Below are 21849 nucleotides of genomic sequence, written 5' to 3' on the forward strand. Positions count from 1 at the left end.
GTGGTCCATGAACCCGCAGGCGCGCTACATACGATGGTTCTCCGAACTCGGCGCCGATGACGTGCCGACCGTCGGCGGCAAGAATGCCTCGCTCGGCGAGATGTACCGCGCGCTGACGCCGCGCGGCGTGCGCGTTCCCAACGGATTCGCCATCACCGCGGACGCGTATCGGCGAACCTTGGAACGCGCCGGCGCGCTGCCGCGCCTGCAAGAAGCCCTGGCCGGCCTCAAGGTCGAGGACGTCGACGAACTTGCCCGCCGGGCACAGCTTGCGCGCGAAATCATCTACGCCGCCGCGCTCCCCGAGGAGCTGGCAAGCGAGATCCGCGCGGCCTATGGGCAGCTGCGCGCCGAGTACGGTGCCGACATGACCGTGGCGGTGCGAAGCTCCGCCACCGCGGAGGACCTCCCGGGCGCCAGTTTCGCCGGACAGCACGAGACCTTCCTGAACATCTCCGGAGAGGCCCGGCTGCTGGACGCGGTGCGTCTGTGCTTTGCAAGCCTGTTCAAGGACCGCGCGATCGCCTACCGCGTCGACAACGGCTTCGACCATTTCCAGATCCTCCAGTCGGTGTGCGTGATGCAGATGGTGCGCTCCGACCGCGCCGCCAGCGGCGTCATGTTCACGCTCGACACCGACAGCGGATTCCGCGACGTCGTCTTCATCACCGGCGCCTATGGCCTGGGCGAAAACGTCGTCCAGGGAACGGCGGACCCCGACGAGTTCTACGTCTTCAAGCCCACCCTGAAACAGGGCCACCGGACGGTGCTGCGGCGCAAGCTCGGCGGCAAGGATGTGCGGATGGTGTATTCCAAGGGTGCCGGCCGCGAGTCCACCTGCAACCTGCAGACCTCGCAGGAGGATCGGGCGCGCTACTGCATCGGCGATGCCGACGTGCTGGCGCTCGCCGACGCGGCGGTCGTGATCGAAGACCACTACAGCAGCCGCGCGGGCTGTCCGACGCCGATGGACATCGAATGGGCCAAGGACGGCCTCGATGGCCGCATCTACATCGTGCAGGCGCGGCCCGAAACCGTGGCGTCGCGCAAGCCGCTCAACCGTGTCGATGAATACCACCTGCTTGCGCCGGCCTCGCCCCTGGTCACCGGCCGTGCCGTGGGCTCGGCGATCGCATCGGGCAAGGCGCGGGTCGTGACCGATGTGCTGGCGCTCGGCAAGTTCCGCCCCGGGGAAGTGCTGGTGGCCGATACCACCATGCCCGACTGGGGCACCGTGATGAAGATCGCGTCCGCGGTTGTCACCAACCGTGGCGGGCGCACCTGCCACGCGGCCATTGTGGCCCGCGAACTGGGCATTCCCGCCGTCGTCGGCTGCGACAGCGCGACCGCCAGGATCCGCACGGGCGACGAGATCACCGTGTCCTGCGCCGAAGGCGCCGAGGGGCGCGTCTACACGGGCACGCTGCCCTTCGAGAAGTCCAGCGTGGAGTTCTCGACGCTCGGGCGGCCGCAGACCCACCTGATGGTCAACCTGGGCAACCCGGACAGCGCCTTCCAGACGGCACTGCTGCCCAACGACGGCGTGGGTCTCGCGCGGATGGAGTTCATCGTGGCCGAGCACATCAAGGTGCATCCCATGGCGCTGGTGCATCCCGAAAAAATCGACGCTCCCGCGGAGCGCGCCGAGATCGCACGCCTGACGCACTCGTACGCGCAGCCGGCCGACTACTTCGTGCGCGAACTGTCGGAAGGCGTGGGCATGATCGCCGCGGCCTTCTTTCCGAAGCCGGTGATCGTGCGCATGTCCGACTTCAAGACCAACGAGTACGCCAGCCTGCTCGGCGGCAGCGCGTTCGAGCCGAAGGAAGAGAACCCGATGATCGGATTCCGCGGCGCCTCGCGCTACACGCATCCGGCCTATGCGGAAGGCTTCGCGCTCGAATGCGCGGCCATGAAGCGGGTGCGCGAGGACATGGGCCTGGTGAATGTCAAGCTCATGATCCCGTTCTGCCGCCGCATCCAGGAGGCCGAGCGCGTGCTCGAGGCCATGGCCGCCCATGGGCTGCGGCGCGGCGACAACGGGCTCGAGATCTACGTGATGTGCGAGATCCCGAACAACGTGATCCAGATCGATGCTTTCGCGAAGCTCTTCGACGGATTCTCGATCGGCTCGAACGACCTCACGCAACTCGTGCTGGGCGTGGACCGCGACTCGCGCATCGTGGCCTTCGATTTCGACGAGCGCGACGAGGGTGTCAAGACCATGATCCGGCAGACGATCGAAGGCGCGCGGCGCAACGGGCGCCACGTGGGCATCTGTGGCCAGGCGCCTTCGGACTATCCCGAGGTGGCCGCGTACCTGGTCGAACTCGGCATCGATGCGATGAGCGTCACACCGGACACACTGCTCAAGATCACGCGTGACGTCCTGGCCGTCGAGCAGCGGCTGCAACGGGCACCGCGCCGGCCGGCAGAAGGAGCAACGCCATGACGAAAACGCCCATCTCTTCCCTGATGCAGCAGCCGGTGTGCAGCGTCGGCATGGACGACAGCGTGGCGCAGATCGAAGCCCTGCTCGCGAGCAAACGGCTGACGTGGGTGCCGGTGTTGGAACCGGGCCGGGGCGAGGTCGTGGGCGTCGTCAGCGCCTCGGATCTCGTGGGCTTTCACGCGCAAGGACGCGATGCGGCCGCGACGCGCGCCTGGCAGATGTGCTCCTACAAGCCGATCGTCGTCGACGCGGACACGCCCGTCAGCGTGGTGGCGGCGCTCATGGTCGAGCGCGGCATCCATCACGTCGTCGTGACCCGGGGAGGCGGGATTGCCGGCGTGGTGTCGTCGCTGGACTTCGTGCGGACCTTCGCAGCGCCGGGACAGGCGCCCGGTGCGGGGCGCGCAAGCACTGCGGGGGAATGACCTGCAGCGCAGCGCGCGGCCCGAGGCTCGCCCAAGGGCCTTGGCCGCGATAGCCTTACGGCCGCGCATAGAGCGCAACGGCCGCAATCCAGATGCCCAGCACGGCCAGAAGCCCCCAGCACAGCCAGAAGAGGGCTCGCTCCCACCACAGGGGTGGACCGCGTCGGGCTTCCAGCCGGTACTTCAGCGTCATTCCCGCCCCGTGAACGAGCACGCCACCTATCAGCAGCGGAATGGCGAAGGTCCGAAGCCACTCGGGCAGCACGAGCGCCAATCCCGCACCCAGCACCATGGCTCCGAGCCCGGAGGCAAGCTCTGCCCCCTTACCGGCTGCCTGCGGATCGTGCATGGTCGGCCTTACTGAAGAGGGGGATGAATCGCGGCGTCACGGCGGCATACGAGCGCCAGGCATCGCCGAATGCCGCTTGCGAGTCCCGCTCCTCCGAGATGGCCAGGCGCATGTACATCACCACCAGGACCGGGAACATCGCCAGCGTCAGCAGCGTCGGCCACTGCAGCAGGAAGCCGAACATGACGAGCACAAAACCGATGTACTGAGGGTGGCGCACCAGTCGATAGGGACCCGCCGTGGCAAGGGCATGCCGGCGCTGCGCGTGATAGAGCACGTGCCAGGCCTTCGAAAGCAGCATGAAGCCGGCAAACAGGAGCGCGATGCTTAGGACGTGGAGCACCCCGAGGTGCGGATTTCCGTGCCGGCTGGTCAACAGCCACCAGAGGTGCCCTGCGTCGTGACCGAACAGGTTCACGCCAGGGAACTTGGCGCCCAACCAACCCGAGAGCAGGTAGATGGTCAGTGGGAAGCCATACATCTCGGCGAACAGGGCCACCACGAATGCGGAGTACGCGCCGAAGCTGCGCCAGTCGCGCAGCGTCGCCGGCTTGAAGAAGCTGTATGCGAACCCGACGAAGATGGCCGTGTTCAAGACCACCAAACCCCATAGGCCGTAGTCACTTTCCGGGGCGTTCATCGTCAGTCCTTTCCGCGCGGCCGTCGCCGCGGGCGCCATGGTGGTGGCCGTGATGCATGAACATGTGCATCAGCGGGCACGCCAGCAGCAAGGCGTACGGCACGACGCCCAGCACGTGGGCGCGGTGTTCGGTAAACAGCAGGAAGCCGCCGACCGCAGCGGCCACGAGCAGCGTCAGGCCGGCAGGAGACCGCCAAAAAGGGGGCGATCCGGAGTGTTCGTTGTCCATGGCCGTACTCCTTTCAGTGGCTTGCACATGTGTGGGCCGTCTATCTGCCATCCTCAGCGCATCGAAGCGACGATGCGCCTGGTCTTGCCGCTGCGTCCGCGGCGGGCGTCCTCGCCGTATGGCTCTCTTTCTTCTCCCGAGTGCCCGAGCTTGCGCCTGCGCCACGGCGCAGAGGTTGACATGCGTCAAGGCAGGGGCCGGTGCCAACCGGCACCATGGGTGTCCACTTCGGAGCCTCCCTTGAGCATCCGCCATCTCGATCGCCTGCTGTCGCCGGCCTCCGTCGCCGTGTTCGGCGCCTCCAACCGACCCGGCAGCGTGGGTGCCACGGTCTGGCGCAACCTGCGCGCCGGCCGGTTCGCGGGGCCGGTATACGGCGTGAACCCGAAGCATTCCTCGCTCGATGGCGTGCCCATATTCGCCACGGCGGCCCATTTGCCCGCGGCGCCCGACCTGGCGCTGATCTGCACGCCGCCGCCCACCGTGGCGCCGCTGGTCGCTGAACTCGGCGAGCTCGGCACCCGCGCGGTGGTGATCGTCACGGCGGGACTGAGCGCCGAACAGAAGCAGGCCGCGCTGGACGCGGCGCGCCCGTTCACGCTGCGGCTGCTCGGCCCCAACTGCCTGGGGCTGCTGAGTCCGCACATCGGCCTGAATGCCAGCTTCGCCCACACCGACGCGCTGGCGGGCGACGTGGCCTTCGTCTCGCAATCAGGCGCGCTGGTCACGGCCGTGCTCGACTGGACGCGCAGCCGCGGCGTCGGCCTGTCGCACCTGATCTCTCTGGGCGACCACTGCGACGTCGATTTCGGCGACCTGCTCGACCACCTGGCCAGCGATGCGCACACCCGATCGATCCTGCTCTATGTGGAGGCCATCGAATCGCCGCGCAAGTTCATGTCGGCCGCGCGGGCCGCCGCGCGCAACAAGCCCGTGATCGTGGTGAAAGCCGGCCGCGCCGGCAACGGCGTGAAGGCGGCTGCCTCGCACACCGGCGCGCTGGCCGGCTCCGACACGGTGTATGACGCGGCCATCCGGCGCGCCGGCATGCTGCGCGTCGACACCCTGCAGGAACTGTTCATCGCCGCCGAGACGCTGTCGCGCTTTCGCGGCAATCGGCACACCACGCTCACGGTCATGACCAATGGCGGCGGCGCCGGCGTCATGGCCGCCGACGCGGCCGCGCACGAAGGCGTGACGCTGGCGGAACCCGACGCCGCGCTTCTGGACCGCCTCGATGCCATCCTGCCGGCCCACTGGTCGCATGCCAACCCCGTCGACATCATCGGCGACGCGCCGGTCGAGCGCTATGCGGAAACCCTCTCGGCCCTGCTGGCCGACGACTCGGCGGGCGCCGTGCTCTTCGTGCATGCGCCAACCGCCATCGTGCGCAGCGAGGACATCGCGCGTGCCTGCCTGCCGCTGGCGCGCAGCCACGCCTCGCGCGTGATGAGCGCCTGGCTCGGCGACAACGCGGTGGCAGAGGCGCGCAAGCTCTTCGAGGACGGGGGCATCGCCGACTACGCCACGCCGGAAGAAGCGGTGCACGCCTTCGCCATGCTGCAGACCTACCGGCGCAACCAGGACATCCTGATGGAGACGCCGAGCGCCAGCCCCCACGCCGCGCCCGACGCCGCCGCGGTCCGTGCGCCGCTGGACGCCGCCATGGCCGAAGGCCGCGAGTGGCTGGGCGAACAGGAGGCCAAGGCCCTGCTGAAGGCCTACGGGATCGAGGTCGTGCCCACGCTGGCGGTTGCGCCGACAGCCGAGGCGGCCGTCGAGGCGGCGCGCAGCCTGAGCTATCCGGTGGCGCTCAAGATCCTGTCGCGCGACATCACCCACAAGTCGGACGTGGGCGGCGTGCGGCTGGGGCTGGACAGCGACGCCGCCCTGGCCAGCGCGGCCCGCGAGATGCTCGCGGCGGTGCGAAGCGCCAGGCCGCTGGCGCGGATCGACGGTTTCACCGTGCAGCCCGCTGTGCACCGACCGCATGCGCAGGAGCTCATCGTCGGCGCCAGCATCGACAGCGTGTTCGGCCCCGTGATCCTCTGCGGACAGGGCGGCACCGCGGTCGAGGTGATCGGCGACACGGCCATTGCGCTGCCGCCGCTGAACCGTGCGCTGGCCCGCGAGCTGGTGTCGCGCACCCGCATCGCGCGCCTGCTGGCCGGCTTTCGCGACCATCCGCCGGCCCGGCTCGATGCGTTGTACGACGTGCTGGTTGCAGTCTCGCAGATGCTGGCCGACCTGCCGCAGCTGGCCGAACTCGACATCAACCCGCTGTGGGTCGACGAAAACGGCGCGCTGGCGCTCGATGCGCGCGTTCGGCTCTCGCGCACGCCGGTGGCCGGCGCCGAACGCTTTGCCATCCTGCCCTACCCCGCACAGTGGGTACGCACGCAGACCTGGAACGGCCGCCAGATCGTGGTACGGCCGATCCGCCCCGAAGACGAGGCGCAGCACCGGCGCTTTTTCGAAGCGCTGGACGCGGAAGACATCCGCATGCGCATCTTCTCGACCCGCAATGAACTGCCGCGCAGCGAGCTCGCCCGCCTCACGCAGATCGACTACGACCGCGAGATGGCCTTCATCGCCGAAGGCGTCGATGCACAGGGCTGTGCCGAGACGCTGGGCGTGGCGCGTACGGTGAGCGACCCCGACAACGTGGAGGCCGAGTTCGCGATCATCGTGCGCTCGGACCTCAAGGGCCAGGGGCTGGGCACGCTGCTCTTCGAGCGCCTGATCGAGCACGCGCGCCGCCGCGGCATCGAGCGCCTGGTCGGCTTCGTGCTGCGCGAGAACACCCGCATGCTGCAACTCTCGACCGCCATGGGCTTCAAGGCCGATCCGGCTGAGCCACCGGCCTCGGGCCTGCGGCGAATGGTGATGGACCTGACGCGCTGAGCGATCCCGACGTAGTCGTCGGCGTGAAGCCGTAGTAGCGCTCGTTCAGGAAACGCGCGACCTCCACGATGTCCTCGTCGCGCCAGTCAAGCGAGGCGGCCTGCTGCCAGCGGCGGACCTGTTCCTGGAGGCTCGTCCAGTCGGTGGCCAGTCTCCTGCTGCGCCAGTGCATCTGCGTGCTGTGGCAGGCGATGCAGTTCGTGTTGTAGAGCAGCTCGCCGCGGGACGGAGCCTGGGCCTGGGCCGGGCTCCCCTGCAGGGCAGCCACGATCAACACCACCGCCGCCAATGGGGCCCGGCTCGGCGCACGGCGGCGGATGCGGCTTCGATGGTCGTCTGGGGAAATCCGTGTTGGGCGCATGCTCGTGCCTCCTGTTCGACCGCAGCGGGTGAAGGCGCCATCGTCCGCCCGGATACTGCGCGCCCGCTTGATCCAGCGCAACCGATGTACCGGTGCAAATGCCTAGAGTGGATTTCCCACGGTTTCCTTTTCGTATGGGCGGCTGAATGAAGCCAGTGTTTTTCAAATCAGGAACACAGCATGAACTCCACCTCGAGAAAACTTCGCTTCCTGCTGGCCCCGCTCGCCGTGGCGCTGAGCAGCATCGCCTTTGCCGCGGACAACACCGCGCCGGGCCGGCTGAGCCCACCTGCGGGCGCGCCCCAGAAGGCCGGAGACGCCGCCGGCAAGGCCGCGAGAGATGCCGAGAAAGCGGCGCGCGAGGCCGCCGACGCGGCGAAGGCCGCCGCTGAAAAAGGCAGGATGGCCACCGGCAAGGTGTCGAAGGCGCTGGCCGAAGGCGTGCGCCGCGCCGCCCGCAAGGCCGCCGAGGCCGCCAACCGGCTGGAGGAAAAAGCGGGCACCTCGGCAAGCAAGGCGCTCGACGACAGCAAGGACGCGGCGCGCAGGGTCGAGGAAGAAAGCAAGAAGGCCTCGGCCGCCACCGCGGAAGCGCTCCAAAGGGCCGAAGAGTCGCTCAAGCGTTCCGCCGAGGCCGGCGAGGACGAAGCCGAAAAGGCTGCTCAGGCCACGCGCGAAGCGCTCGACAAGGCCGTGGACGCCACGCGCAGCGCCGCCAAGACCGCAGCGGACGCTTCCGCCAAGACGGTCGAGGCCATGAAGAATGCAGCGCGTCGCGCGGGAACCGACAAGAAGTAACGCCGGCCCGGCATGCCCTGAAGAAAAACCCCCGTCGCGTCAATGAGCCATGAGGACGGGGGTGGTGGTGCGCGCAAGAACGTCGCGCGTAACGCCGCCCAGCACGCGTTCTTGCGCCCGGGCGTGCCCGTAGCCCCCCATCACGATCAGGCCGGCCTCCAGCGCCAATGCGCGGGCCAGCAGGGCATCGCCGAGCCCGCCCCGGGCTGCCGCGCAGCACTCGACATCGGCCCGGATGCCGTGTCGCAGGAGCCAGCCGTCCAGATCGCCGGGGCATGGCGTGCCGGCCGATTCGGCGCCGCCGTCTTCCAGCAGCGACACCACCGTGACGTGGCTTGCCTTGCGCATCAGCGGCAGCGCGCCGTACACCGAGAGTGCGGCCTCCCTGCCGCCGTCCCAGGCCACCAGGACGCGCTCCATCGCGCCATCGAAACGCCCCCTGCGCGGCACGATGAGAACGGGCCGGCCCGCATGCAGCATGGCCTCTTCGGGCAGTTGCCGCGCCCTGGCGTCCACCGCCGCCCGGTGGTCCGCCTGCCCGACGACGATCAGGTCGCTCGCACGGCCGTGGGCGATGACGGCATCCACCGGGTCGCCATCCACCAGCCGGATTTCGCAGGACGGGGAGCCACCGGCGTCGCGCAGCCGGCAGCGAAAGACGTGCGCGACGGCCTCGGCCCGCCGGCGCTGGTGCAGCGAGGCCGCGGCAACGAGAGGGGCGATTTCTGCCGCCCGCGCGAGCGCCGCCGCCGCATCGAACGGCACGCCCGTGGGGGCGATGCCGAGCAGGTGGCTGTCGTGCTGCCTTGCCAGCCGGGCCGCGAGCAGGGTGCGGGCTTCGCACCGCTCGGTGTGGTCGAGGTGGACGGCGATCGTCGAGAGCGTCATGGTCTCTTTCGGGACGACGATGTCGAGACCGGCGCCGTGCTCAGTGTGGAGAGTGAAACCGGTGCTCATGGCGATGTGCCTTTTGGACATGTGATCCGAATGCCCGAATGCTGACCCCATGAAGCGCCCGGTGCCTTGCGCGGGATCAAGGTTGCGCAACCTGTCGCATGCCGGTGGATCGCGAGGCGCGGCCCTCGCCTTGATCTGCGTCGGGCTTGATCCAGCGCAATGCCATCGCCTCCCCGCTTCGCAAAATGGATCCCACGTCGCGCGACGCGATGCTGCACAAGGAGTTCTGCCATGCGTGCGATGCAAGCTCTCCAAGTCCGCGCCTTCGGAGCGTGCTGACATGCGCGCGATGGTGCTGAACACGGCGATGCTGCCGCTCGAACTGGAGCGGCGCAGCATCCCGCAGCCCGGTCCCGGCGAACTTCGGCTGCGCGTGCTGGCCTGCGCGGTCTGCCGCACCGACCTGCACATCGTCGATGGCGAACTGCCTCTGCCCGTGCTGCCGATCGTGCCGGGGCACGAGATCGTGGGCGTGGTGGAGGCGCTCGGCGCAGGTGTCGAGGGCCATCGCGCCGGCGACCGCGTGGGCGTGCCGTGGCTGGGCCACAGCTGTGGCTGCTGCGCCTTCTGCATCGAGGGCCACGAGAACCTGTGCGACGCGCCGCGCTTCACCGGCTACCACCGCGACGGCGGCTTTGCGAGCCATGTGATTGCCGAGGCGGCGTTCTGCCTGCCGCTGACCCTGCCCGAAACCGACGCTGCCCGCATTGCGCCCCTGCTCTGCGCGGGCCCGATCGGCTGGCGCAGCCTGAAGGCAGCCGGTGAAGGGGCGCACCGGCTGGGCCTCTACGGGTTCGGCGCCGCGGCGCACCTGGTGGCGCAGGTCGCCACCGCGCAAGGGCGCGAGGTCTACGCCTTCACCCGGCCTGGCGACCACGAGGCGCAAGCTTTCGCGCGCGGCCTCGGCGCCAGATGGGCGGGTGGCTCGGACGAGTGCGCACCCGAACCGCTGGACGCGGCCATCATCTTCGCGCCCGCCGGCGGACTAGTGCCAGCGGCGCTGCGCGCGGTGCGCAAGGGCGGCCGGGTGGTCTGCGGCGGCATCCACATGAGCGACATCCCGGCCTTCCCGTATCGATGGCTCTGGGAAGAGCGCAGCGTGTCCTCCGTAGCCAACCTGACGCGCGCCGACGCGCGCGAGTTCCTCGATTTCGCGCAGGCGCATCCGCTGCAGGTGCATGTCAGAACCTATCCGCTGAGGCAGGCCAACGAGGCATTGGACGATCTGCGCGCAGGCCGGATCGAAGGCGCCGCGGTGCTGCTGCCCTGAGCCGGTCGGTCGGCGAGACGCCGCAGCCCCTCAGCGCACCAGCAGGACCGGCACCGTGCAGCGCGCCAGCACCTGCGTGGCGACCGAGCCGAGCACCAGGTTGTTCAGCGCCCCGGCGCCGTGCGATCCCATGACCAGCAGATCGAACTTGCCCGCCTGCGCATAGGAAGCGATCTCCTCGGCCGGATGCCCCATCCGGTGAACGAACTTCGCCTTGATGCCGTGCTCCGCAAGGAACGCCCGAATCGGCTCCAACACCATTCGCGCATCGTCCTCGTAGTAGCCATGCACACGCTCCGGCTCCGCAAACGCGGCCGCCCGGTGCGGCAGCGGGAGAACCGCATGAAACACGGTGTAGTCATGACCGGAGCCCAGCGTCTCCCGGTGGGTGGCCAGGTAGTCGAGCATTCTGCGCGTGTAATCGCTGCCGTCCACTGCAAGAAGAATCTTCATGGGGTCTCCTTCCTTCCGTTCGAACGACGGGAGGCCTCGATATTCGCCGCGGCGCCCTCGACCTGCCTTGCGCCACCTCAAGGCGCGGCGCGCCATCGTTCGCATACTGACAGTCTTCCAATCCGCAATTCGAGGAGTCCGCCATGTACCAACGAATTCTTGTCCCCATCGACGGCAGCCCGACAGCGCAGCGCGGCCTGGACGAGGCCATACGCCTTGCGAAACTGACGCAAGGACGGCTGCGGGTGTTCCATGCGATCGACGAACTCTCGTTCGCGTTCGCCGTGGATGCCTATGGCTACGCCGGGGATTTGCTGAAGGTGCTGCGGGAGAACGGCGATCGCCTCCTCAGGGAAGCCAAGGCCTCGGCGAAGATGGCCGGCGTCGAGGCCGAAACGGTGCTGTGCGACTGGCTGTCCGGACCGGTCCATGCGCTGGTCGCCCAGGAAGCCGCCAAGTGGCCCGCGGACCTGATCGTGCTCGGCACGCATGGCCGCCGTGGCGTCGGGCGCGCGGTCATGGGCAGCAGCGCAGAGCACATCCTGCGCTACGCGCCCGTGCCGGTCCTGCTCGTGCGTGCGCCGGAAATCGAAATGAAGCCCGAGGTAGAGGAGGAGCCACTGCGCGTGCGTCTGCCGACGGGAGCCCTGGCATTCGAATGACCACGTCCGCCGTCGTGGTCGCGATGCCCGGGAACGAGCCGCTCGCGGACGAGCTGGCCGCGCGCCTCGGGCTGGAGCGCGGTGTTGCCACGGTGCGGCGCTTTCCCGATGAAGAGTCCTATGTGCGCATCGAGTCGCCGGTCAGCGGACGCGGGACGCTCATCGTCTGCACGCTCGACCGGCCCGACGACAAGCTCGTGCCGCTGTTTCTGCTGGCGGCGGCGCTCCGGGAGGCCGGCGCGCAGTCGGTCGGCCTGGTCGCGCCGTACCTGGCCTACATGCGGCAGGACCGGCGCTTCCAGCCCGGCGAGACGATCAGCGCCCATCATGTGGGCGCATGGATCTCGCGATCTGCCGATTGGCTCGTGACCGTCGATCCCCACCTGCACCGCATCACCGACCTGTCGCAGGTCTTCAGCATTCCGTCACGCGCCGTCCATGCCGCGGGGAGCGTGGCAGAGTGGATCGGGGCGCATGTGCACGACCCCCTGCTGATCGGTCCCGACGAGGAAAGCGCCCAATGGGTCGGCGCCGTGGCCGAGCACGCCCACGCCCCCTTCGTCGTGCTGCGCAAGACGCGCCGCGGCGATCGCGATGTCGAAGTCTCGCTGCCGGATGTCGAGCGCTGGCGCTCGCACACGCCGGTGCTGGTGGACGACATCGTCTCGACCGCCCACACCATGATCGAAACGGTCGGCCATCTGCGCCAGGCCGGGCTCGCCGCCCCTGTGTGCGTGGCGGTCCATGCAGTGTTCGCGCGGGCGGCGTTCGAGGACCTGCGCGCGGCCGGTGCAGGCGAAATCGTCAGCTGCGACACCATCCGCCACCCATCCAACCGGATCTCGCTCGCCCCGGCCATTGCCGCGAGCGTCCGCACGCTTCTGCCCGCCCGAGGGCATCAGACACGTCCGATGCAGTCCGGATCCTCGAACCCTTGATCTGCCTCAACACCGGACAGGCTTGCACCGCACAAGATGCCCTCCTGCCCACAAGGAGAAACGCATGTCCTTCCTGTCGAAAAACATCGGCCCCCTCGATCGCACATTGCGTGTGAGCGGCGGCGTGCTGCTCATCGTGCTGGCTGCCACGGAAATCATCGGCCAGTGGGGCTACATCGGCGTGGTGCCGCTGCTGACCGGGTTGATCGGCACCTGCCCTCTCTATACGCTCCTCGGCGTCAGCACCTGCGGTCGCGCCAGGCACTGAATGCACGGCGAGGCCGGCCATGTCCGTGCGCCAGTGGCTCGCCGTCGCGCTGGTCGCGGTGCTGGTCGCCGCGGGGGCGTGGCTCATGCTGAACATGTTCGTTTTTTGGATCACGCTCGACTGAGCCCTCGGGAGTGCGTCCATGGGCCTGAATCTCCTGAAAGAGCTGTCCGATACGCCGCCGTCCTGCGTCAGAGCCGATGCCGCGGTGATCGACAGGCTGCGGATGGGCGCGCGTGCCGGCGCGGGCTGATACCGACGATTGACACAGTGTTTCCGACTGATGCGCAGCATTGATGATGCGGTCAAGCCCGCGGTCTAAATTGAGATGGCGCGATTCGTCTTCCTGTTGCAAACGGCTGACGCGAGCGCAAACGCTCAAGGAGACCAGAATGGACACACTCGATGCATCCGGCGGCTACGAACTGCGGTTTCAACCCCTGTTCGCCAATCACCGCGCCTTCGCCTTTCCCTGCGATGCGGTCGGCCACGTCGACATGGACTCGCTCAGCGAGCCGATGTTCAACAACTACCTGTATGCACGTGCGGTGATGGGGCTGGAGCTTTCCTGGCCCGAAGTGCGTGTGAGCCATTCGCATTGACCTCCAGCGCCTCGGCAGACGAAGGGATGCGCGGCCTGCCCGCCTCGACGCCGGCTCGCGAATCCTGCTGAAAAACCACCATGAACGAAGTGCCCGACGAACTGGACAGAACCTTGCACGCACTCTGGGGAAGACTGGGCGGAGGCATGTCGCCCGCTGCGCTGATGCTGGCGTGGTCGGATTGGGCCATCCACCTCGCGACGCAGCCCGGACGCGCAACGCGCGTGTCCATCGATGCAGCCGCCGTCGAAGCGCCCCACCAGGCGCACGACCCGCGCCTGTCAGGAAAGGAATGGGATTCGTGGCCCTTCAGCCTGTACCGGCAGGTCCATGAAAGCACGGCCCACCGCATGCGCACTCTTTTTCACGGCGTGCCTGGCGTGGACCGGCATCATGAGCAACTGGTCGCCTTCATGGCGCGGCAATGGCTGGAGCTGCTGTCGCCCGCCAATTGCGCGATCTCCAATCCGCAGGTGCTGCAGAAGATCGCGGCCACCGGCGGCGGCAGCCTGGCGAGCGGCGCAATGCACTGGATCGAGGACGCCAGCCGCCTGGCCTTCGGCCTTCCGCCGGCCGAGGCCGGGTCGTTCCGGCCCGGGCACGAGATCGCGCTCACGCCGGGAAAGGTCATCCTGCGCAACGAACTCATCGAGCTCATCCAGTACACCCCGGCCACGCCGTCGGTGCATGCCGAACCGGTGCTGATCGTCAGCGCCTGGATCATGAAGTACTACGTGCTCGACCTCTCGCCGCACAATTCTCTGATCCGCTATCTCGTGGCCAGCGGGCACACGGTCTTCGCCATTTCCTGGAGAAATCCCAAGACAGCCGATGCAGACCTCGGCATGGCCGATTACCTGCGCCTGGGCGTCATGGCAAGCCTCGACGCGGTCGGAGCCGTGGGGCCTGGGCGCCGCGTCCATGCCGTGGGCTATTGCCTCGGCGGCACGCTGATGGCCATCGCCGCCGCCGCCATGGCGCGGGACAACGACGACCGGCTGGCCACGCTCACCCTGCTGGCGGCCCAAACGGACTTCACCGAGCCGGGAGAACTGGGCCTGTTCATCGACGAAAGCCAGCTGGCGTTCCTGGAAGACATCATGTCGCGCCAGGGCTATCTGAGTGCGGAGCAGATGGCGGCGGCTTTCCAGGCGCTGCGCCCGGGCGAACTGCTCTGGGCACCGATGGTGCGCAGCTACCTGCTGGGCGAGCGCCTGCCGATGACCGACCTGACGGCATGGAACGCGGACGGCACACGCATGCCCTACCGCATGCACGCCGACTACCTGCGCAGCCTGTTCCTCGACAACGCGCTGGCCGCGGGCCGTTACCTGGTCGATGGGCGGCCGGTATCGCTGAACGACATCGACGTGCCGGTGTTCGCGCTCGGCACCCTCACCGACCACGTGGCGCCCTGGCGCTCGGTGTACAAGATCCATCTGCTGTGCGACGCCGACATCACCTTCGTGCTGACGGAGGGCGGCCACAACGGCGGCATCCTGAGCGAACCGGGGCATCCGCACCGCAGCCACCGGCTGCTGAAGCGCACGAAAAACGCGCCGTACGCGGCGGCGGACGAATTTCTGGAGCGATCGCCGGAGATGGCCGGTTCCTGGTGGCCCTGTTTCCAGCAGTGGCTGGCGGGGCATTCGGGGCCGAGGCGGCGGCCGCCAAGCATGGGTTCGCCACGGCACGGCCATCCACCGATTGGCGATGCGCCAGGGATCTACGTTCTCTCGCGCTGAGCTCGCCGGCCGGTGCTACACACATTTGGCGGCTGCGTCCCGCCATCGCGAATCGATCGACGCAATGTCCACGGCGCCGTCGGTGAACACCTCGATGGTCCGTGCACTTTCGCCCTCGTCCAGCGGTTCGTGATAAGCCAGTTGTCGCTCGAGCACCTGCAGATCCGCTTCGGACGCGTCGTTTCCATGGGCACTACGCCGGGCCACCCGATGCCGCAGCACCGCATTGCTCGCGCGGCAATCGAGAATCGAGCAGGGCACACCCAACTCGGCTGCAAGGCGTTCGAAGTTCCGGCGCTCGTCCCGCCGCAGAAAGGCCGCGTCCACGATGACCGGGTAGCCCGCGAGCAAGGCGGAGCGCGCGCAGGCGCGCATGCGGTCGAATGTGCGCCGGGTGGCTTCGGGCGTGTAGATGTCGATGCCCTGCCCCGCCGACCGGGCCAGCGGGTCGAGGCCGAAAAGGCGCTTGCGCTCCACGTCCGATCGGATGCGGACGGCACCCGCAAACTGCAACAGTTGCGAGGCGATGCTCGACTTGCCCGAACCGGAGAAGCCATGGGTGATCATGAGGCGGGCGCCTGCACGGGTGTCTCGCATCAGCTCCTGCGCGCACGCCATGTAGTCGACGCCGCCGACCGTGCCATCCGCCGCCCCGTGTCCTGGGCCGAGGCAAGACGCAAGCCCCCGTACGAGCGCCCGGTACACCTCGTAGAACGCCAGCACCGGCAGGCCTTCGTAATCGCCGCTGTGCTGCAGCCACGCGTCGAGGAAACGATACGCGAGGTCGCGCCGGTCTCGCGCTTTCAGGTCCATGGTGAGGAACGCGGCATCGCTCATCACGTCGATCCATCGCAGCGCGGGGTCGAACTCGATGCAATCGAAGGCAACCAGCTCGTCGTCCAAGGAGACGATGTTCGCGGTGTGCAGGTCGCCGTGGCATTCCCGTACCGCGCCGCCCTGCTGGCGCGCGATCCAGGCCATGCGCAGCTCGCGCGCCTTGTCGTCGATCCATTGCCGTACCGGTTCGAGGCGGGGGTTGCCCAGTTGCGCGCACAACTGGACCACGATGCGCGTCGCCGCCAAGGCGATCTGCTCAGGGTCGCCGAACGGGCTCGGCGGCGTTGCGCGGTCGGCACTTGCGTGGGAGGCCGCCAGGCGCTGCGCGAAGCGGTCGAGGAGCAGCGGATCGAAAGAAGGAGCCCGCAACTGGCTGCGCAGCACCGCCGCTTCGGGAAAGCGACGCATGCAGACCAGGTGGTCGATCGGCGCGCCGCGTTCATGCGCCCCGTCGCCGCCGATCCGCGGCGCATCGAGCATGCCGTATACCGGCACCACGCCCAGGTACAGCGAAGGGGCGAAGCGTTGGTTGAGCCTGAGTTCCTCGTTGCAGAAGTGCTCGCGCGCCGCGGCGCTGGAGAAATCGACGAACGGAAGATGCACGGGCTTCTTGAGCTTGTAAGCCAGCTCGGGTGTCAGCAGCACCCAGGAGATGTGCGTCTCGACCGTTTCGATCTCGGTGCCCGTCGCCTCCCGCAACCGCTCTCGCAGCGCGAAGACGAGCGTCGTGTCGATTCGTTCCATGGGGGTCTCGGGGGCTGGGGCCGATTCACGCCGGCATCATGACGCGTGCGCCGCCCCTCGGCAAACGCGCCGGTGGCGTGCACGGCGCGCCATCAATGCGCCATCAGGACCGGCACGGCCATCTTCGCAAGAATCTGCCGCGTGACGCCGCCCAGAACCAGTTCGCGCAACCGCGAATGCCCGTATCCGCCCATCACGAGCAGGTCGGCACCCAGGTCCGAGACGCGGGACAGCAGCGCGTCCGCGACGTCGATGTCCGTGATGTTCCGCTCGAACGTCGCATGGATGCCATGCCGCGACAGAAACTGGAGCATGTCCGCAACGGAGGGTTTCCGATCGTCGTCTTCTTCGTTCGGATGCCGAAAGGAGACGAGCGTCACGCGCGATGCGCAGCGCAGCGCCGGCAGGGCCGCATGAAGGGCGACGGCGGATTCGCGCGAGCCGTTCCATGCGACCACGGCGTTCCTTGCGACACCTTCGAATTGCCCGGCGGAAGGCACGATCAGCACCGGCCGCCCCACTTCCATCAGCACATGGCCCGCGAGGCCGTGCACCCAGACGTCCGCCGCCCTCGAAGCGTCGTCCTGTCCCAGCACGACGAGATCGCTTGCGTAGCCATGCTGCACCACGGCATCGATGGTCGCACCATCGACCAGACGGACCTCATACGAAAGGGCGCCCGTCGCCGCGATGCCTTCCCTGAATTCCCGGCTGATGGTTTCAGCGCGCCGGCGCAGGTAGTCGGCCGACTCCGCGATGAAGTCGGTCGTGCCCGTGGGGATGGCATCGGCTGGAATCACTCCGTCGTACGTCCCTGTGGGCAGGAGGCCCACAAGATGGCTTTCGTGCGCCCTGGCCCATCGCGCCGCCAGCGCTGCGCGCGCAGGACTGCGATCCGAATGGTCGAGGTGGACGAGGATGGTTTTGTATTTCATGGGAGGACTCCCGTTCCGTGGTGCGCCGGGCCAGGCAGGATGGATACGGTCAGCGAATCTTCGGCGCTCGTGGCACGAAACTGTTGATATTCATCAATTCATCGCCGCGGCACGCCGCCGCAGAAAGGGCAAGTAACTGCCTTGCGCCGGAGTTGATCGAGCGCAATCCGCGGCGAGGCTTGCCGACCTACGCTTGTCCATCGCATTCCGCGTAACTGCGAGGCCGGCCATGAATCCACTCCGTTCGATCCTCGTCCATCTGGACGGCACCACCCGCGCCGAGCCACGGCTGCGGCTCGCCCAACGGCTCGCACAGGCCCACCAGTGCACGCTGACCGCGCTGTTTGCAGTCACGCCTGCGGTGCTGCCGACGCTTGCCTTGCCCGGCGGCCTACCGGCGATGCCCATGCGGGGCCCGGTCGATCCGGATCATCGGGCGCGCGCCCTCGCGATGTTCGAACGCGCCCTGCAGAACAGCGCCGTCCGCAGCGACTGGCAGGAGCTTCGCGGCGAGCCGGTCACCGAAAGCTTTGTGCACCGTGCATTGACCGCCGACCTCATGGTGCTGGGACAACGCGATCCGCGCGATGCCACCGGCTTCGACGTGCCCGCGGATTTCGTCGAGGCAGCGCTGCTCGGCAGCGGCAAACCCGGCCTGATCGTTCCTTTCGCAGGCGAGCCGTCGGCCAGGCTGGAGACGGTGCTGGTCGCATGGCGTTCCACACGCGAAACTGCGACCGCAGTGGCCACCGCCCTGCCCTTGCTGCGGAGTGCAAGACAGGTTCACCTCGTCGGTGCGGCGGACGAGAGCCCCGGCGGCCTGGCGCCTGCGATGGCGCAGGTTCAAAGTTATCTGCTGATGCATGGCGTCGGGCAGGTGCGCGAGCATCCGGCCCTCGAAGCCAAAAACCCGGGCAAGGCCCTGCTGTCGCTCGCCGGGGACGTGGGCGCCGATCTGCTCGTCATGGGCTGCTATGGACACAGCCGGGCAAGAGAGCTGCTGCTGGGCGGCGTCACGCGCACCGTGCTGGATTCGGCCACCGTGCCTGTGTGGATGGCCCACTGAGCGACGCAAGCTGATGACCCCCCATACCGCCATGGCCCTGCGCCGTTCGCCCGCCGCCGCCGGGCAACAGTCCGAGCAGGCCCCCGACACCGAAACCAAGGTCCGCTGCCTCGAGTCCTTTCTCGCCGCGAGCGACGCAGGCGCACGGGCGCAGCGCATCGAAACCCACATGTCGTGGGTGCTCGTGGGCAGGACCGAAGTGCTGAAGCTGAAAAAGCCCGTGCGCCATCCACCCGTCGACTATTCCAGCGTGGAAGCGCGCGAATGCAATGCCAGGCGGGAACTGCGCCTGAACCGTCGCCTGGCGCCGGGCGTCTATCTCGGGCTGCTCGCCCTGCAATGGCACGACGGGACGCTCAGCGCCGTTCCTGAAAACCTACCTTCGGCCGGATCGGCAAACCGTGGATTGGGTCGTCGTCATGCGGCGGCTGCCGCAGGAACGCATGCTCGACGAGGTGATCCGGCGCGGCGAACTCCTGCCGCGCGACGTGGATGCGCTGGTGACCACCCTGGCGGACTTCTACCGGGGGGCCGTGCATGCCGACGTCGACGAAGGCGAATACGTCGCGCGCCTTCGCCTCGGGCTCGCGCTCAGTGCGAGTGTTCTCGGGCAGTTCGAGTCCGTCCTGCCTGATGCTCACGAGGCATGCCAACGAACACGCGAGGCATCGCTAATGCACGAAGGGCTGCTGCGCGCACGTGTCGCCGAGAGACGCCTCGTAGAAGGCCATGGCGACCTGCGGGCCGAGCACGTGTGCCTGGTGGACCCGCCGGCCGTATTCGACGCACTCGAGTTCGATGCCCGTCTGGGCGAGGTCGATCCATTCGACGAACTGTGTTTTCTGGGCCTGGAATGCGACATGGCCGGCGACGCATCGTTCGGTCCGCTGCTGTGCACCCGGATGGCTGCAGCCCTTGACGACGCGCCCCCGTCCGCGCTGCTGCGGCTGTACACGGCGAAGAACGGGTTGATGCGGGCGCGCCTGAGCGCCGCTCACCTGCTGGAGACCGATCCCCGCCATCCGGAAAAATGGCTGCCGCAGGCCTCCCGCTATCTGAAGCGGGTGCTCATGGCGCTTTCCGGCTCATGAACGGACCCCGTGCAGCGAGGAGACCACGCGCTTCATCTTGCCGCTGGGTCCACAGCTGGCGCTCTCGCCGACACGGCAATGAACGTGCACGCCGCTCGCTCCCTGCGCCGCCAGATATGCCAGGAGCATCTTTCGCGCCTTCTGCAGCATTGCTTGCGCGTCCGTGCCATGCCGGCCGGTTCGCAGCAGGAGGTCGCCGGGGGCCTGCTGCACCAGCTGGAAGTCGAACAGACCGGCCTCCTCCTCGAGCACGGTGCTCACCGCCAGCGGGACGATTTTCACGGGCGGCGCGCCGTGATCGCCGCGAAACACCAGCGTGTCGTCGTCCCGCCCCTTGACCTCGATGGCCGGAAGGCTTGAGCCGCATGCACAGGGTGTGGCGAGCAGCGTGACGCGATCGCCCAGGTCGTAGCGGATCAGCGGCTGCACGTGATTGGCCAGGTTGGTGAGCAGGGTGGTCGCGCCGGCCTGCCCCATGGGCACGGCATGGCCGCGCGCATCGACCGGCTCGAGAATTGCCCAGTCGCTGTTCAGGTGCAGCACGCCGCCGGCGCATTCGAACGCCAGCGACAGGAACTCCGAAGCGCCATAGCTATTGGCAACCGGGCAACCGAAGGCGCTCTTGACGAACGTACGCCTGGCGGGCGAAAAGCCTTCGCCGCCGGTCCATATTTCGTGCGGCGATGCCGTCATCCGGCCGGACCGGCGCTCGTGCGCCAGCAGGACGGCGGCACTCGGGTAGGTGGTGAGCACCGTCGGCGCAAACGCATTCAGTTCCGCAACCAGTGCATCGATCGGCTGCAGGAAAGAAAAGCTGCGCAGGCGCTCTGCAAGACCCGGTTGGAGCCGGCGCAGGCGCTCGACCGACACCGTGCTGGCGAAGTGGCCGCCCGTTGCGCCGACGAAGGCGATGCGCTCGGCCAGGCCCCACGGGTCCAGCCACCGCTGAAGCGGACGAAGCACCGGCCGGCGCATGGCTTCGAGTACGTCGTACACCGCCATGGCGGCCGCATCCTGAACGAAGAGGCCGGGCTCGCCGGTGCTGCCCGAGCTCTCCCACACCATGTAGCGGTCGAGGTAGGGCTCGGCGATGTTCGCGCGGTCGGCAACGAAGCGGCGCAAGCCGTCGGGGTCGAGTGCCGGGTCGGCCACCCAGGATTTGAAATCGGCCATCAGATCCGTCTTGTTTGCCACAGGAAGGTCCTCCAGCCTGACGGCCGCCGGATCGCGGCCCGCCAACACACGCCGGTACAGGGCCGATCCGGCCGCCGCCGCTCCCAGGAGAGACGCCAGCCGGCTGGCGCGCCGGCGGCAAAGCGCCTCTTCGGACGCATGCGCGGCCAGGGATACGTCCGCTGCGACCGTGCCGGTCCGCCACGGATCAAAGGTGAGCAGCATGGGGATCGTCTCCGTATTCGACGCGCATGGCGGTTCCTTCTTGAATCGGCGAGCTTGCGCGCATGGTGCGCTGGTGCGTTGACATGCATCAATCCCGCTCTGCATTGCGAGGAAGCACGCGCACTGCGAGCGCGGTTGATTCAACGCAAAACCCCAGTGCCCGCATATGCCTAGAGTGACTGTTCGCACCGACTCCCTGCGAGGGCAGATCAGGCGCGAATTCCAACCCAACTTATGGAGCACATGATGAACGCACTCACTCGCCTTGATCGGCTCGAAAACCTTTTTCCCGAAATGCTGCGCCGCTGGTCCCGGCCCCTGCAACTGATCGACGAGGTCGAACTACCGGCCGACATCCGCGTCGACGTGAACGAAAACGACAAGGAATACCTCGTCACCGCCGAAATCCCGGGCGCGAAGAAGGAGGACGTTCGCGTCTCGGTCGATGGCAACTATGTGTCGATCAGCGCCGAAATCAAGAAGGACCAGGAAAAGAAGCACGGACGCTCGCTCATCACCGAGACCTATCGCGGCAGCGTGTCGCGCGGCTTCTCGCTCGCGACCGAGGTCGATGAAAAGACTGCCGTCGCCAAGCTGGAAGATGGCGTGTTGCGCCTCACGCTTCCCAAGCGGGAAGGCACCGGTCGCAGCACGCTCAAGATCCAGTAGGCGATCGGACCGGATGCCGGCCATCCCGCCGGCATCCGGCCAGGCGTCGCCCGCGG

At 68.0% G+C, this 21849-nt stretch carries 22 protein-coding genes; 13 read left to right on the forward strand and 9 right to left on the reverse strand.

What is annotated here, in order from left to right:
- The first annotated feature begins 7 nt into the window (after nt 1-7).
- Both ppsA and J2X92_RS00690 read left to right on the forward strand, forming a co-directional pair.
- Nucleotides 8-2452 (forward strand): phosphoenolpyruvate synthase, encoded by a 2445-nt coding sequence (gene ppsA / locus J2X92_RS00685; protein WP_307572631.1) that lies wholly within the window; start codon nt 8-10, stop codon nt 2450-2452.
- A complete protein-coding gene (locus tag J2X92_RS00690) occupies nt 2449-2877 on the forward strand; it encodes a CBS domain-containing protein (RefSeq protein ID WP_307572633.1) in 429 nt (142 codons plus the stop codon). The genes ppsA and J2X92_RS00690 overlap by 4 nt, the downstream gene beginning before the upstream one ends.
- Before the next feature lie 55 nt (nt 2878-2932).
- Here J2X92_RS00690 and J2X92_RS00695 read toward each other — a convergent pair whose 3' ends face one another.
- The 3 genes from J2X92_RS00695 to J2X92_RS00705 are packed head-to-tail and all read right to left on the reverse strand — an operon-like array spanning nt 2933 to nt 4095.
- Nucleotides 2933-3226, reverse strand: coding sequence for a hypothetical protein (locus tag J2X92_RS00695; RefSeq protein ID WP_307572635.1), 294 nt, complete (start codon nt 3224-3226; stop codon nt 2933-2935).
- Nucleotides 3201-3866, reverse strand: coding sequence for a methyltransferase family protein (locus J2X92_RS00700; RefSeq protein WP_307572636.1), 666 nt, complete (start codon nt 3864-3866; stop codon nt 3201-3203). Before J2X92_RS00700 ends, J2X92_RS00695 begins: the two co-directional genes overlap by 26 nt.
- The gene (locus J2X92_RS00705) at nt 3847-4095 is read right to left on the reverse strand and encodes a DUF2933 domain-containing protein (protein ID WP_307572638.1); all 249 of its coding nucleotides are present in this window, start codon (nt 4093-4095) and stop codon (nt 3847-3849) included. The genes J2X92_RS00700 and J2X92_RS00705 overlap by 20 nt, the downstream gene beginning before the upstream one ends.
- 240 nt (nt 4096-4335) lie before the next feature.
- On the opposite strand from J2X92_RS00705, the gene J2X92_RS00710 reads away from it, so the two are divergent.
- Nucleotides 4336-6999 carry a bifunctional acetate--CoA ligase family protein/GNAT family N-acetyltransferase gene (locus J2X92_RS00710; RefSeq protein WP_307572639.1) on the forward strand — a complete coding sequence of 888 codons (2664 nt, stop codon included), beginning with the start codon at nt 4336-4338 and terminating at the stop codon, nt 6997-6999.
- Here the strand turns inward: J2X92_RS00710 and J2X92_RS00715 are convergent.
- Nucleotides 6932-7360, reverse strand: coding sequence for a cytochrome c (locus J2X92_RS00715; RefSeq protein WP_307572640.1), 429 nt, complete (start codon nt 7358-7360; stop codon nt 6932-6934). The two genes, J2X92_RS00710 and J2X92_RS00715, sit on opposite strands and share 68 nt — an antisense overlap.
- A gap of 180 nt (nt 7361-7540) precedes the next feature.
- Here J2X92_RS00715 and J2X92_RS00720 point away from each other — a divergent pair, with 180 nt between their 5' ends.
- Nucleotides 7541-8158: a hypothetical protein gene (locus J2X92_RS00720; protein ID WP_307572641.1), complete on the forward strand. Its 618-nt coding sequence runs from the start codon at nt 7541-7543 to the stop codon at nt 8156-8158.
- Nucleotides 8159-8197: 39 nt separating this feature from the next.
- Here the strand turns inward: J2X92_RS00720 and J2X92_RS00725 are convergent, their stop codons facing one another.
- A complete protein-coding gene (locus tag J2X92_RS00725) occupies nt 8198-9115 on the reverse strand; it encodes a universal stress protein (protein WP_307572643.1) in 918 nt (305 codons plus the stop codon).
- A gap of 280 nt (nt 9116-9395) precedes the next feature.
- On the opposite strand from J2X92_RS00725, the gene J2X92_RS00730 reads away from it, so the two are divergent.
- Entirely contained in the window at nt 9396-10385 is a 990-nt protein-coding gene (locus J2X92_RS00730) for a zinc-dependent alcohol dehydrogenase family protein (RefSeq protein WP_307572644.1), read from the forward strand.
- Nucleotides 10386-10415: 30 nt separating this feature from the next.
- On the opposite strand, the gene J2X92_RS00735 is transcribed toward J2X92_RS00730, so the two are convergent.
- On the reverse strand, nt 10416-10838 hold the full coding sequence (locus J2X92_RS00735) for a universal stress protein (protein ID WP_307572645.1): 423 nt from the start codon (nt 10836-10838) through the stop codon (nt 10416-10418).
- 143 nt (nt 10839-10981) lie between these two features.
- Between J2X92_RS00735 and J2X92_RS00740 the strand changes: the two genes are divergently transcribed.
- The 5 genes from J2X92_RS00740 to J2X92_RS00760 all read left to right on the forward strand — a co-directional run bounded on the left by J2X92_RS00740 (nt 10982) and on the right by J2X92_RS00760 (nt 15053).
- Nucleotides 10982-11500, forward strand: coding sequence for a universal stress protein (locus J2X92_RS00740; protein ID WP_307572646.1), 519 nt, complete (start codon nt 10982-10984; stop codon nt 11498-11500).
- Complete coding sequence (locus J2X92_RS00745) at nt 11497-12438, forward strand: ribose-phosphate pyrophosphokinase (RefSeq protein WP_307572647.1); 942 nt, start codon at nt 11497-11499, stop codon at nt 12436-12438. Before J2X92_RS00740 ends, J2X92_RS00745 begins: the two co-directional genes overlap by 4 nt.
- Before the next feature lie 64 nt (nt 12439-12502).
- Nucleotides 12503-12706, forward strand: a complete 204-nt coding sequence (locus J2X92_RS00750) for a YgaP family membrane protein (RefSeq protein ID WP_373424759.1) — start codon at nt 12503-12505, stop codon at nt 12704-12706.
- A 392-nt stretch (nt 12707-13098) separates the two neighbouring features.
- Nucleotides 13099-13308, forward strand: a complete 210-nt coding sequence (locus J2X92_RS00755) for a hypothetical protein (protein WP_307572648.1) — start codon at nt 13099-13101, stop codon at nt 13306-13308.
- Between the two features lie 80 nt (nt 13309-13388).
- Nucleotides 13389-15053 (forward strand): PHA/PHB synthase family protein, encoded by a 1665-nt coding sequence (locus J2X92_RS00760; RefSeq protein ID WP_307572649.1) that lies wholly within the window; start codon nt 13389-13391, stop codon nt 15051-15053.
- 15 nt (nt 15054-15068) lie between these two features.
- On the opposite strand, the gene J2X92_RS00765 is transcribed toward J2X92_RS00760, so the two are convergent.
- Nucleotides 15069-16634 carry a bifunctional aminoglycoside phosphotransferase/ATP-binding protein gene (locus J2X92_RS00765; RefSeq protein ID WP_307572650.1) on the reverse strand — a complete coding sequence of 522 codons (1566 nt, stop codon included), beginning with the start codon at nt 16632-16634 and terminating at the stop codon, nt 15069-15071.
- A gap of 92 nt (nt 16635-16726) precedes the next feature.
- Nucleotides 16727-17569: a universal stress protein gene (locus J2X92_RS00770; protein WP_307572651.1), complete on the reverse strand. Its 843-nt coding sequence runs from the start codon at nt 17567-17569 to the stop codon at nt 16727-16729.
- A gap of 229 nt (nt 17570-17798) precedes the next feature.
- Here J2X92_RS00770 and J2X92_RS00775 point away from each other — a divergent pair, with 229 nt between their 5' ends.
- Nucleotides 17799-18635 (forward strand): universal stress protein, encoded by an 837-nt coding sequence (locus tag J2X92_RS00775; protein WP_307572652.1) that lies wholly within the window; start codon nt 17799-17801, stop codon nt 18633-18635.
- A gap of 401 nt (nt 18636-19036) precedes the next feature.
- Nucleotides 19037-19726 (forward strand): hypothetical protein, encoded by a 690-nt coding sequence (locus tag J2X92_RS00780; protein WP_307572653.1) that lies wholly within the window; start codon nt 19037-19039, stop codon nt 19724-19726.
- On the opposite strand, the gene J2X92_RS00785 is transcribed toward J2X92_RS00780, so the two are convergent.
- The gene (locus J2X92_RS00785; protein ID WP_307572655.1) at nt 19721-21124 is read right to left on the reverse strand and encodes a phenylacetate--CoA ligase family protein; all 1404 of its coding nucleotides are present in this window, start codon (nt 21122-21124) and stop codon (nt 19721-19723) included. The genes J2X92_RS00780 and J2X92_RS00785 overlap by 6 nt on opposite strands.
- A 246-nt stretch (nt 21125-21370) precedes the next feature.
- Here J2X92_RS00785 and J2X92_RS00790 point away from each other — a divergent pair, with 246 nt between their 5' ends.
- Entirely contained in the window at nt 21371-21793 is a 423-nt protein-coding gene (locus J2X92_RS00790) for an Hsp20/alpha crystallin family protein (RefSeq protein WP_307572656.1), read from the forward strand.
- Nucleotides 21794-21849 lie beyond the last annotated feature (56 nt).

It is taken from the genome of Variovorax paradoxus (genome assembly GCF_030811855.1).
In the GTDB taxonomy this organism is placed as follows: domain Bacteria; phylum Pseudomonadota; class Gammaproteobacteria; order Burkholderiales; family Burkholderiaceae_C; genus Variovorax; species Variovorax paradoxus_L.